This is a genomic window from Runella sp. R5_40, from assembly GCF_057652295.1.
Map to the genome: position 1 here is coordinate 26,135 of NZ_JBYFCH010000039.1, position 11,578 is coordinate 37,712.

The following is an 11,578-nucleotide window of genomic DNA, read 5'->3' on the forward strand; positions in this document are numbered from 1 at the left end:
GCGTTTGGAGTTTATGAAACGGGATGACAGTTTGTGGAAGGCAATTTTGGAGGATGTTTTCGACGATTTTTTACGATTTTTCATTCCCAATGCGGAAGAATTATTCGATTTTTCACGGCCATTTGAGTTTTTGGACAAAGAATTGGAGCAGATTTTGTTGGTTGAACGTGATGATTTTTCTCCTAGATATGTTGATAAACTGGTGAAAGTGTTCACAAAAGTAGGTGAAGAGCAGTGGATTTTGGTTCACATAGAGGTTCAAGGGAGCACCGACAAAGCGTTTTCACACCGTATGTTTCAATATTTTTACCGCATTTATGATCGGTATCAGAGGCCGATTACTGCTTTTGCGATTTTGACGGACCGCAATCGACGATTTAAGCCTGAGAAGTTTTCCCAAGTTTATTTGGGAACGAGTATTGATTATAAGTTCAATGTGTACAAAGTTTTTGAACAAGATGCTGAGGCGTTAGGGTTGAGTACGAATCCTTTTGCGATGATTGTATTGACGGTATTGGTCGCATTGCAGAAGGGGAAAGTAACAGAAGAGGAGCTTTTACAACAAAAAGTAGAATTGCTCAAACGGTTGGTTAGTAAGGGATTTAGTCGGGGAAAGATAGAGGCATTGATGGGCTTTTTGAAGCTTTACGTACGTTTTGGAAAACGGGAAAATGATGTTAAATTTGACGAAGCGATAGAGTTATTGTTAAACAAACCGAAAGAAACGATGGGGATTGTTGAATTTGTGTTGGAGCGCGAACGTCGCTTGGGAGAAAAGCGAGGTTTGGTTAAAGGGGAGAAAAAGGGTATAGAGAAAGGCATTGAAAAAGGTATAGAGAAAGGTATCGAAAAGGGAGTTGAAAGAGGAATTGAGAAAGGCATAGAAACCCAAAAACTGCATTTTGTAACTACCCTGCTATCGGAAACGGACTTTGATGATGCTAAAATTGCGTCGTTGGCTGATGTGACTATTGAAACGGTACAGAAGCTTCGGAAGGAGAAAGGCAATGTTAGCTAATTTAGCAGTAGTTTACATTTGATTGACGCCAGACTTGACTCAAGTCTGGCGTTTTTGTTAGAGGGTGACTTTGCGTTGTGTTGTTCGTCTTTTGGATAGAACAAGCATTTGGAGCTTATGAAACGGGATGATAGTTTGTGGAAGGCAATTTTGGAGGATGTTTTCGACGATTTTTTGCGATTTTTCATTCCTAATGCGGAAGAATTATTCGATTTTTCACGGCCATTTGAGTTTTTGGACAAAGAATTGGAGCAGATTTTGTTGGTTGAACGTGATGATTTTTCTCCTAGATATGTTGATAAACTGGTGAAAGTGTTCACAAAAGTGGGTGAAGAGCAGTGGATTTTGGTTCACATAGAAGTTCAAGGGAGCACCGACAAAGCGTTTTCGCACCGTATGTTTCAATATTTTTACCGCATTTATGATCGGTATCAGAGGCCGATTACTGCGTTTGCGATTTTGACAGACCGCAATCGACGATTTAAGCCTGAGAAGTTTTCGCAAGTTTATTTGGGAACGAGTATTGATTACAAGTTCAATGTATACAAAGTTTTTGAACAAGATGCTGAGGCGTTAGGGTTGAGTACGAATCCTTTTGCGATGATTGTTTTAACGGTATTGATCGCATTGCAGAAGGGGAAAGTAACGGAAGAGGAGCTTTTACAACAAAAAGTAGAATTGCTCAAACGGTTGGTTAGTAAGGGTTTTAGTCGGGGGAAGATAGAGGCGTTGATGGGATTTTTGAAGCTGTACGTACGTTTTGGAAAACGGGAAAATGATGTTAAATTTGACGAAGCGATAGAGTTATTGTTAGACAAACCGAAAGAAACGATGGGGATTGTTGAATTTGTGTTGGAGCGCGAACGTCGCTTGGGAGAAAAGCGAGGTTTGGTTAAAGGGGAGAAAAAGGGCATAGAGAAAGGTATTGAAAAGGGGGTAGAAAGAGGTATTGAACAAGGCATAGAGACTCAAAAGCGACACTTTGTAACTACCCTGCTATCGGAAACGGACTTTGATGATGCTAAAATTGCGTCGTTGGCTGATGTGACTATTGAAACGGTACAAAAGCTTCGGAAGGAGAAAGAGGATGTAGCTTAGTGCAGAAGGAATAAATAAAATTTTTTAACGGTAAAATTTCTAGAAAAATCGTTGAAAATCAGTGAGAATAAGGCTTAATAGGCATTGTTCGGTGGGTATCTTTTCAGACGCCAGACTTGACTCAAGTCTGGCGTTTTTGGTAGGTTTGAAGCATGATTTTTGTCACTTTCTATATTGAATTAGCAATTTTGTGATAATAATTTCACCTAAACGGGAAAATGTTTTGCTATTTTTATACCCACAATTCAGCAACGGACTTTCCTTTTAATAACCTTAATCAATCAAACACCTTTGAAATCATGCTTATCCGTACATTTGAAGAGTATCAGGCTGCTTACCAGCATAGTGTAGAAGACCCGGAAGGTTTTTGGGCAGAAGTGGCTCAGGAGTTTAAGTGGCATAAGCCTTGGAAGAAAGTATTAGACTGGAATTTCACTGGCCCTGATGTAAAATGGTTTGTGAATGGTAAAACAAATATTACCGAAAACGCACTTGACCGACACTTACGTGAACTAGGAAATCACCCAGCCATTATTTGGGAACCTAACGACCCACACGAACCAAGTGTGACGCTTACGTACAAAATGCTGCATGATCAAGTATGCCGTTTTTCTAACGTATTGAAACGCAATGGTGTTCAAAAAGGAGACCGTGTTTGTATTTATCTGCCAATGGTACCTGAGGCCGCGATTGCCATGTTGGCTTGTGCCCGTATCGGGGCGATTCACTCGGTGGTGTTTGGTGGTTTCTCGGCACAATCATTGACCGATCGTATCAATGACTCTGATTGTAAGGTGATTATTACCTCAGATGGTGCGGCACGTGGCCCGAAAAACATTCCAATGAAAGATACCGTGGATGATGCCTTGATAGGTTGTCGTTCGGTTGAAAAAGTGATTGTATTGACGCATACTCGTACACCAATTTCGATGATTAAGGGACGTGACGTATGGTGGGAAAGCGAAATGAAACAAGTGACGTCTGACTGCCCCCCCGAAATCATGGATTCGGAAGATCCCTTATTTATCTTATATACTTCAGGGTCAACGGGTAAACCCAAAGGGGTGGTTCACAGTACGGGTGGTTATATGGTCTATTCGGCTTATACATTCCAGAATGTTTTCCAATACGAACCTGGTCAAATTCACTTTTGTACCGCCGACGTAGGTTGGATTACAGGACATAGCTATATCGTTTATGGCCCCTTGTTGAGTGGTGCTACTACCTTGATGTTTGAGGGAGTGCCAACGTACCCCGATGCTGGGCGTTTTTGGGACATTGTTGATAAGCACAAAGTAGATATTTTATACACGGCTCCAACCGCGATTCGTTCGTTGATGGGTTTTGGTTTAAAATATGTTGAAGGTAAAGACCTGAGCTCACTCAAAGTGTTGGGGTCGGTAGGGGAGCCTATCAATGAGGAAGCGTGGAATTGGTACAACGAAAACATTGGAAAAGGCCGTTGTCCGATTGTAGATACCTGGTGGCAGACCGAAACTGGGGGGATTTTGATTTCACCGATTGCGGGGGTAACAAAAACCAAACCTACTTATGCAACGCTGCCATTACCAGGCGTACAACCAATCTTGGTGGACGAAAATGGCGTTGAGATTGAAGGAAATGGCGTGAGTGGTAACTTGTGTATTAAGTATCCGTGGCCATCAATTATTCGTACGACTTGGGGTGATCACGAGCGTTGTCGTCAGACGTATTTCTCAACGTATCCTGGGCGTTATTTTACAGGGGATGGATGTTTGCGTGACGAGGATGGGTATTACCGTATCACAGGACGGGTGGATGATGTATTGAACGTATCGGGTCACCGTATCGGAACGGCCGAAGTAGAAAATGCTATCAACATGCACGCCGACGTCATCGAAAGTGCCGTGGTTGGTTATCCGCACGACATCAAAGGGCAAGGAATTTATGCCTTTGTGATTTGTGATAATGTTCTTGATGATGAAGATTTGTCTCGTCGGGATATTTTGGCTACCGTAACGCGCATCATTGGGCCTATTGCTAAACCAGACAAGATTCAGTTTGTGAGAGGATTGCCTAAGACGCGTTCGGGTAAAATCATGCGCCGTATTTTGCGTAAAATTGCCGAAGGAGATACGTCAAATTTAGGTGATACCACCACGTTGCTCGACCCAACGGTGGTAGAAGACATCAAAGAAGGGGCTTTGTAGATAAGTTGAATAGATAATTGAAAAGGGCTTGAAGCAATTTGTTTCGAGCCCTTTTTTGTTGGATTTGTAAAAAACGATAGCGCGATACTAACCACGAGAAGTAAGGGGTATATTTTCTGATTTTTTTTCTTTTTAAGTAGAAAAGCGAAGTTTTACAACGAATTGTATAGCACCTAGTTCATGGAAAGGTTATTGAAAGAACTTCAACAGGCAGAATTGGAACGTCAGACGCGTCGGTACTTCTTGCAGACGCTCGGCGCGGGCGTAGGTGGACTAGGCTTAGGGTCGTTGCTTGGAAGCTGTGGATATAGTTCAAAAGAGAAAATAGCCGCAGCTCCACTGGTATCGGCCGACCCCATGAACGTTCGGATGCCTCAGTTTGCACCCAAAGTAAAACAGGTGATTTATATTCACATGGCGGGGGCACCTTCGCAGTTGGAATTGTTTGATTATAAACCAGAACTAGAAAAGTACCACGGAAAAGATTGCCCTGCTGAATTTTTAGAGGGAAAGAAATTTGCCTTTATCAAAGGTGTGCCTAAAATGTTGGGACCCAAAGGGCAGTTTGCCCAGCACGGACAATCGGGGGCGTGGGTTTCGGATTATTTGCCCTATTTGCAAACGGCGGTTGATGATGTCTCGTTTTTGAAAGCCATGTACACCGACCAGTTTAACCATGCACCTGCACAGTTGCTGATGCACACAGGTAGTGCGCGATTGGGGCGTCCTAGCTTGGGGGCGTGGACTGTCTATGGCTTAGGTTCAGAGAATCGAAATTTACCAGGATTTATCGTATTGGCATCGGGCGGAAAGCAGCCTGATGCGGGGAAATCAGTATGGGGAAGTGGTTTTTTACCAACGGTGTATCAAGGAGTGCAGTGCCGTACGGGGGGCGACCCCGTTTTGTACGTATCAGACCCACAAGGGATGAACCGCGACATTCGTAAACAGACCATTGAAGCTATCAACGAGATAAATAAACAAACCTACGAGGAAGTACGTGACCCCGAAATTTTGACCCGGATTAGTCAGTACGAAATGGCGTTTCGGATGCAAATGTCGGTGCCTGAAGTAATGGACGTCAGCAAAGAACCGCAGTATATTTTGGATATGTACGGTGTGCAAGCGGGCGAGGGGTCGTTTGCGATGAACTGCCTGTTAGCCCGAAAATTAGTCGAAAATGGCGTACGCTTCGTGCAGCTGTTTGACTGGGGCTGGGACACCCACGGTACGAGCGAAGACGGTTCGGTAGAAGTAGGGCTTCGGAATAAATGTTTGGCGTCTGACCAAGCAGTAACGGCCTTGTTGAAAGACTTAAAAATGCGTGGATTGTTGGATGAAACGCTAGTGGTATGGGGAGGTGAATTTGGCCGAACACCCATGCAAGAAAACCGAGACGGACAAGTGCTCCCCTATTCAGGGCGCGACCACCATCTCGAAGCATTTACAGTGTGGATGGCAGGCGGTGGAGTTAAAAAAGGGTTTTCAATGGGAGAAACCGACCCGCTAGGGTATGCTGGGGTCAAAGACCGTACGCACGTCCACGACCTGCAAGCGACGATTTTGCACTTAATGGGTTTCAACCACGAAAAGTTCACGTACCCGTTTCAAGGGCGTAACTTTCGCTTAACGGATACCGCTGGCAAAATCATTACGCCCGTGTTGGCCTAAACCAAAGAAACTTTCATGAGTTTTTGGGCAAAAGAATGAATCGCTGCTTCAATTTTTTGCACTTGTTGTGCAGAAGGATGTTTGACGCCCGAAACGTATTGACGCATTAATGCTTTGTTAATACCTGCTTTTTCGGCGATAGAATTTATTTTGAGTGGAGAAAATATTTCGAAGAAGGCTGTTAAATCATAACGATACTCAAAGGTGATACTATCAAGAGTAACATCTTTCCAGTAATCGTTGTCCTTACCTTCATTTTCCAAAAAATCTTCTATCAACTCAAGCATATTTTGGGTAATCTCTGCTTCAGAATCACCCACAGTAACGTTCAGAAAACCAGGAGCATCTACACGTCCCCAGATTTCACCGTCACCTTTTTCTATAATAATTGTTAGTTGCATTTTATTTAATGCCTGCTTTTTTCAAGATAGCTTTCAGCGTACCTATAGGAATATCTTTAGTCCCATGATCAGCCACTGGAATATTATCGGGAATAATCGGATGCTTGAAAATACGGTGGCTGCCTTTTTGTCGTACTTCAATCCAACCGTTTTCTTCTAAAAGCTTTATGACTTGCTTCGCGTTCATTAAATTTATTATATAAAAATTTAGTTTTCTGTTTCATATGGTTAACGAGCAAAAGTAAAGATTGATTGGTTTCATTTGGATTTGTTATTACAAAAGTAGCAAAAAGGCTACCTGTTTTGCAAATTTTTAGGTAACTTTTTTGCTACTTTTTGAATGTAAGAATAAAAAAGAGAAGGGATGTTAAATCCCGTATTTATCCAATAAATAAATAATGGCTGCCATAGAAGCACTGCCAAGGTCTAGCTCGCGTTTGTTTACGTTTTCAAAGTTATCGTTGGGAGCGTGGTGTACATCAAAGTACCGCTGAGAATCAGGTTTATAGCCAAATAATACAGTTCCTGATTGTGCCAATGGGCCAATGTCAGCGCCACCACCTCCTGGGCCAATTTCGTGCAAACTATAGGGAGCAAGCAACTCTTTCCACGTTTGGATTTTAGCTTTTTGCTCTGGACGGCCTACGACCCCAAAACCTTTTGGCGTAAAGCCTCCGTTGTCAGACTCTACCGCTGCAATGTGCTTTTCATTGTTTTGTTTGGCCAAATCCGCGTATTTTACTCCTCCGCGCAGGCCATTTTCTTCGTTCATAAACATCACTGCGCGAATCGTGCGTTTGGGCTTGTAACCAATGGCTTTCAATACTCGTAGCACTTCAATGGATTGTACGCAGCCTGCGCCGTCGTCGTGGGCGCCTTCGGCCAAATCCCACGAATCTAAATGGCCGCCTACGACGATAATTTCATCGGGAAACTCACTCCCTTTTATTTCACCTACCACGTTGTGAGAGTCAGCATCGGGCAATGTTTCGCAATTTTGACGGAAATAAAACGTCAAGGTTGGGCTCTCTTTGAGCTTGTCGCTGAGCAGGTTAGCGGCGTTTGTGCTGATTGCTGCCGTTGGAATAAGGGGAGCGCCTGTGGCATAACGCATACTTCCCGTGTGCGGAAAATCGTCTTGCACAGTACTCACAGAACGGACAATTGCCCCTACAGCCCCCAAATTCCCCGCTTCGCTGGCTCCGTTGGCACGTTGTTCAACCGCACTTCCGTAAGCTTCAAACGTGTTGAGTTTGGTTGGATCCATCGGGCGATTAAAAAAGACAATCTTTCCTTTGACTTTTTCTTTGCCCAATTCCCGTAATTGCTGAAAGCTTTTCACTTCAATTACTTCGGCTTCAACGCCTTTAGCCGAAGTCGCAATCGACCCGCCGAGGGCAGCAATGGGAACGCTGATTTTTTGTTTACCTACGTGAATGTACGCTTCTTCTTTTTTGCCACGCACCCAATGTGGCACTTTGACATCCTGCAAAAACACGCGGTCAAACCCCTGCTTTTGCATAAGCTGTTGGGTATAAACCACCGCTTTTTTAGCCCCTTCGGAACCACTGAGGCGGGGGCCTACTTGTTTACAGAGGTAGCGGAGCCATTCGTAGCCTTGGCCGTTGGTGAGTGTTTCGTTGTAAATTTTGCGAATGATGACCGAATCTTCGCGGGTTTGAGCTAGTGAATTACCAGCCAAAAGCAGGAGTAAAACAAGTTTTTTCAATGGGTGGTTGGTTAGAAGGTTGATGATGTGATTCATCACAAAAATACATTCTATTCCAATATGTCTCCTAGCGCTGTCAAAAGAATTCCCGTCGTAGTCGCATCTTGGTCGGCAAAACGATGGTAATTCCCTTTCTTCCATTGCTGTAACGTCGGCCAAATTCGTTGAAAACGATTGTCGGGTAAATGGGCGCGTACGTTGAGAAAATGCAATTTTGCGGCAACCACTTGCAGGTTAGGATGCGTAGCTGGAATGATTCGAGCCAAATGAGCATACACCTTCTGAAGTTCTTCGGCTTGTTTTTGAAGCGGAGCAAGTTTAGTACTATGCGGGCGAGAAAAACGATTGGTCAACGTAACCGATTGGCCATTCTTCTGTTGGGTGCCTACTTGCTGAGAATTGTGTTGCCGATAATGGATAAGGACTTCTGGAATGAATTGAATTTGATTCAGGATAGAGGCGATAAAAGCCATCCAAGTATCGTGTAAAAACGCTGAAATATCGGTAGGGAAGGGTAAAATCATGTCCACGAACGATTTGCGTACGGCCATCGTACAACCCGCAACTCGGTTGCCGACGAGCAATACCTCGATACTTCGTCCCTGTTTCCATTGTTCCTGCTGAGGGGTGCCAAAGCGAACAACTTCCCAGAAGTGCTTTTGGAGGGAATGAGTATATTCATCTACCAAAAGAGCATCCGAAAAAACAACATTTACGGAAGGGTTTTCACTGAAGACTTTTGATAAATGGGCTACTTTTTCGGGTGTCCAACAATCGTCTTGGTCGGCTAAAAAAAGAAGATTACCTTGGCAATGGGTCAGTGCCTTTTCAAAGTTTTTGGTTACGCCTAGTTGATGTTCGTTTTGGAAAATACGGACGGGAAAGGGGGCTTTTTTTGCAAATTGTTCGACCAAGGCAAGGGTGTTGTCCGTCGAACCATCATCACAAACGACAAGTTCGTTGGGAAGTAAAGTCTGATTTTGAATGCTTTCCAGCTGTTCCGTTACAAATCTTGCACCGTTGTATGTACACATTGCAACCGAAATCAGCTGTTGATGGCTGGGCATAAAGTCGAATATCGAGGGTTAGAACAGAGTTTAATTAGGCGTCGAGTAAACGCAACAAACGTCGGCAGCCATTAATGAGCACTCTCCGAAGCGCTTTATTTTTTTGGTAAAAATACGAAGGTTTATGATATGCGTTTGGTAAACTTTTAAAATGAGCATCATTATTAGCTGTTAGTTCCTTTTGGTATATGTCAAAAAGCGGTTTTACGTCAGGACGAGCATTAAAAGAGAACCTATCTTGGTGAACAGATAAGTTATTTGGACTCGAAAGCCGATAGCCACTAAAATGAAAAAATACCAAAGGAAAGGTGTCGTTTACCCAAAAGCCAGCATTTTTCTGTGACACTTTTCGCTCGTGCATGTTCCAGTAAGCCAAATTATAACCTAAATGTTGACTAACGAGAGCATTGGGATAAAACAACGGAACATAATTGAGCCATAGCTGGTCGCAGTTCATTCCTTCGGCAAAGTTGAAATAGCCTTCGTGCCAAACGCGGTCTTCCCACCATGCTAAAAAACGAGCGGTTTCTTCGGAGCGGCGAAGCGCAAAAAAACCACCGTTGTATAAGCCCGCATTCAAAAAACTGCGCAGATGCGGAACCCCCTCGCCAGTGATGGGAGTGACCACGTGTGGCGTAATGACAATGCTGTGATTATCAAGGTCTTTTTCGATGGGAGCAACATCTCCAAAAAGGCGAATGTCGGCATCAAAATAGAGTAGTTTTTCAACGTCGGGATAAGTTTTGAAAAGCCAACTAGCCATAAAAGGTTTGGCCAAACAACTCAGCTCGAAAACAGTATATCGGTTGAAAAGATTGTGAAAATCGGGGACTTGCTGTTCATTAATTTCAACGATTGTATGCGCACTGACGGACGAAACATCACGGTCGTTGATTTTGTCAAAAAGGCCAATCACCACACGGTAGTCGGGGTTGTATTTTACCAAACTATCGGCCATCGTTTTGGCCAGTGCTAAATGACTTAGGGTACAGATTGTAAATGCAAGACGCATTAGAAAAGAAATAGTTTTGAGGCAAAAATACGCACTTCTTCTGAGTTTCAGTCGGAGAAGGTCGTTTTTTGATTTTATGGTAATGCTTCCTTTCGTTTTTTATAGATATTCGACACCTCTTTGAAAAAGACCTAGTAAAAACGAAAACGAAACCACTTATAGGACAAAACCCTTTGATAACTATTTAAGAGACGTTACACACATGAACCTTTCTAGCTCACGTCGCGATTTTATGAAAGCAACAGCCACTACGCTGCTCGCTCCTTCGATTTTATCAACTTCTTCTATGGCCAGTGCCGCCGACGGTGACATTGTTGGCCACGGTAGCCACCGTTACAAAATTCAGGCAGGCTGGGGCAAACTTGATGCCGCGCAATTTCCCGTTAAAAACTGCCATGAAATGGTCATGGACAGCAAAGGAAGGCTTATTATGGTAACGGACGAGACCAAAAATAATATTTTGGTGTACGACCGTTCGGGTAAATTACTAGAAAGCTGGGGGCACGAATACCCTGGCGGGCACGGCCTTACGCTCTGGAATGCCAACGGTGAAGAATTTTTGTTTATCTGTGATCCTAACTCTGGAAAAGTGACCAAAACCGACTTGAAAGGGAAAGTTTTGATGACGATTGAACACCCATCCAAAGTAGGGGCTTACAAGCCTGAAGATAAGTTTTTGCCTACCGAAACCGCCGTTGGCCCAACGGGCGACATCTACGTGGCAGACGGATATGGCTCGCAGTGGATTTTGCAATACACCTCAAAAGGGGAGTTTATTCGGAAATTTGGTGGCTCGGGCGACGAAGATGGACAATTTTCGACCGCTCACGGAATCTCCGTCGATTACCGCAATAAATCGAACCCGACGCTATTGATTACTTCGCGCGCGCACAATGCCTTCAAACGCTTTACATTAGATGGGAAATACTTGTCAACCATCTTTTTGCCAGGAGCTTATGTGTGTCGCCCCGTAATTCATGGCGATACATTGTATGCAGGGGTATGTTGGTCGCGTTTGCGGTATTTAAACCAGACTCCTAACTCAGGTTTTGTGACAATTTTGGATAAAAATGACAAAGTCATCTCAAATCCAGGAGGAACCAAACCCGAATACCGTAACGGGCAACTGCAATTGATGGTGCAAGACAAAGCGGCGGTTGACGGGATTTTGATGCACTGCCACGATGTGTGTATCGACAACGACGAAAACATCTACATCTGTCAGTGGAATGCCAAACAGACGTATCCAGTGAAGTTGGCAAGAATCTGATAATAGAGTGTCGAGTGGAGAGTGCAGAATGTCGAATGGGATTTTTATTCGACATCGCACGGATTTCTATGGTTTATGCAAGCGTGCGAGTATAATTTTTGTCATATTTTTGCTGGTGATGCA

The 11,578-nt window shown here is 43.7% G+C and carries 10 protein-coding genes; 5 read left to right on the forward strand and 5 right to left on the reverse strand.

Features of this window, described 5'->3' with window-relative positions:
* Window positions 1-13: 13 nt before the first annotated feature.
* The 4 genes from AC23N5_RS30620 (at window position 14) to AC23N5_RS30635 (ending at window position 5,976) form a co-directional block, all read left to right on the forward strand.
* Window positions 14-1,018: an Rpn family recombination-promoting nuclease/putative transposase gene (locus AC23N5_RS30620; RefSeq protein WP_487758440.1), complete on the forward strand. Its 1,005-nt coding sequence runs from the start codon at window positions 14-16 to the stop codon at window positions 1,016-1,018.
* Between the two features lie 117 nt (window positions 1,019-1,135).
* On the forward strand, window positions 1,136-2,116 hold the full coding sequence (locus AC23N5_RS30625) for an Rpn family recombination-promoting nuclease/putative transposase (RefSeq protein WP_487758441.1): 981 nt from the start codon (window positions 1,136-1,138) through the stop codon (window positions 2,114-2,116).
* Window positions 2,117-2,415: 299 nt separating this feature from the next.
* Window positions 2,416-4,305: an acetate--CoA ligase gene (acs, locus tag AC23N5_RS30630; RefSeq protein WP_487758442.1), complete on the forward strand. Its 1,890-nt coding sequence runs from the start codon at window positions 2,416-2,418 to the stop codon at window positions 4,303-4,305.
* A gap of 180 nt (window positions 4,306-4,485) precedes the next feature.
* Window positions 4,486-5,976, forward strand: a complete 1,491-nt coding sequence (locus AC23N5_RS30635) for a DUF1501 domain-containing protein (protein ID WP_487758443.1) — start codon at window positions 4,486-4,488, stop codon at window positions 5,974-5,976.
* Here the strand turns inward: AC23N5_RS30635 and AC23N5_RS30640 are convergent.
* The 5 genes from AC23N5_RS30640 to AC23N5_RS30660 form a co-directional block, all read right to left on the reverse strand.
* The gene (locus AC23N5_RS30640) at window positions 5,973-6,377 is read right to left on the reverse strand and encodes a hypothetical protein (RefSeq protein WP_487758444.1); all 405 of its coding nucleotides are present in this window, start codon (window positions 6,375-6,377) and stop codon (window positions 5,973-5,975) included. The genes AC23N5_RS30635 and AC23N5_RS30640 overlap by 4 nt on opposite strands.
* Window position 6,378: 1 nt before the next feature.
* Window positions 6,379-6,564 carry a type II toxin-antitoxin system HicA family toxin gene (locus AC23N5_RS30645; protein WP_487758445.1) on the reverse strand — a complete coding sequence of 62 codons (186 nt, stop codon included), beginning with the start codon at window positions 6,562-6,564 and terminating at the stop codon, window positions 6,379-6,381.
* A 180-nt stretch (window positions 6,565-6,744) separates the two neighbouring features.
* Window positions 6,745-8,142 (reverse strand): M28 family peptidase, encoded by a 1,398-nt coding sequence (locus AC23N5_RS30650; RefSeq protein ID WP_487758446.1) that lies wholly within the window; start codon window positions 8,140-8,142, stop codon window positions 6,745-6,747.
* A gap of 14 nt (window positions 8,143-8,156) precedes the next feature.
* Complete coding sequence (locus AC23N5_RS30655) at window positions 8,157-9,173, reverse strand: glycosyltransferase family 2 protein (RefSeq protein WP_487758447.1); 1,017 nt, start codon at window positions 9,171-9,173, stop codon at window positions 8,157-8,159.
* A gap of 34 nt (window positions 9,174-9,207) precedes the next feature.
* Window positions 9,208-10,185: a glycosyl transferase gene (locus tag AC23N5_RS30660; protein ID WP_487758448.1), complete on the reverse strand. Its 978-nt coding sequence runs from the start codon at window positions 10,183-10,185 to the stop codon at window positions 9,208-9,210.
* A gap of 202 nt (window positions 10,186-10,387) precedes the next feature.
* Between AC23N5_RS30660 and AC23N5_RS30665 the strand changes: the two genes are divergently transcribed.
* Window positions 10,388-11,455: an NHL repeat-containing protein gene (locus AC23N5_RS30665; RefSeq protein ID WP_487758449.1), complete on the forward strand. Its 1,068-nt coding sequence runs from the start codon at window positions 10,388-10,390 to the stop codon at window positions 11,453-11,455.
* Window positions 11,456-11,578: the final 123 nt, after the last annotated feature.

Excerpts from the sequence above, each read along its gene's own strand:
- AC23N5_RS30620 (WP_487758440.1), top strand. The coding sequence starts at position 14 with ATGAAACGGGATGACAGTTTGTGGAAGGCAATTTTGGAGGATGTTTTC.
- AC23N5_RS30625 (WP_487758441.1), top strand. The coding sequence starts at position 1,136 with ATGAAACGGGATGATAGTTTGTGGAAGGCAATTTTGGAGGATGTTTTC.
- acs (WP_487758442.1), top strand. The coding sequence starts at position 2,416 with ATGCTTATCCGTACATTTGAAGAGTATCAGGCTGCTTACCAGCATAGT.
- AC23N5_RS30635 (WP_487758443.1), top strand. The coding sequence starts at position 4,486 with ATGGAAAGGTTATTGAAAGAACTTCAACAGGCAGAATTGGAACGTCAG.
- AC23N5_RS30640 (WP_487758444.1), bottom strand. The coding sequence starts at position 6,377 with ATGCAACTAACAATTATTATAGAAAAAGGTGACGGTGAAATCTGGGGA.
- AC23N5_RS30645 (WP_487758445.1), bottom strand. The coding sequence starts at position 6,564 with ATGAACGCGAAGCAAGTCATAAAGCTTTTAGAAGAAAACGGTTGGATT.
- AC23N5_RS30650 (WP_487758446.1), bottom strand. The coding sequence starts at position 8,142 with ATGAATCACATCATCAACCTTCTAACCAACCACCCATTGAAAAAACTT.
- AC23N5_RS30655 (WP_487758447.1), bottom strand. The coding sequence starts at position 9,173 with ATGCCCAGCCATCAACAGCTGATTTCGGTTGCAATGTGTACATACAAC.
- AC23N5_RS30660 (WP_487758448.1), bottom strand. The coding sequence starts at position 10,185 with ATGCGTCTTGCATTTACAATCTGTACCCTAAGTCATTTAGCACTGGCC.
- AC23N5_RS30665 (WP_487758449.1), top strand. The coding sequence starts at position 10,388 with ATGAACCTTTCTAGCTCACGTCGCGATTTTATGAAAGCAACAGCCACT.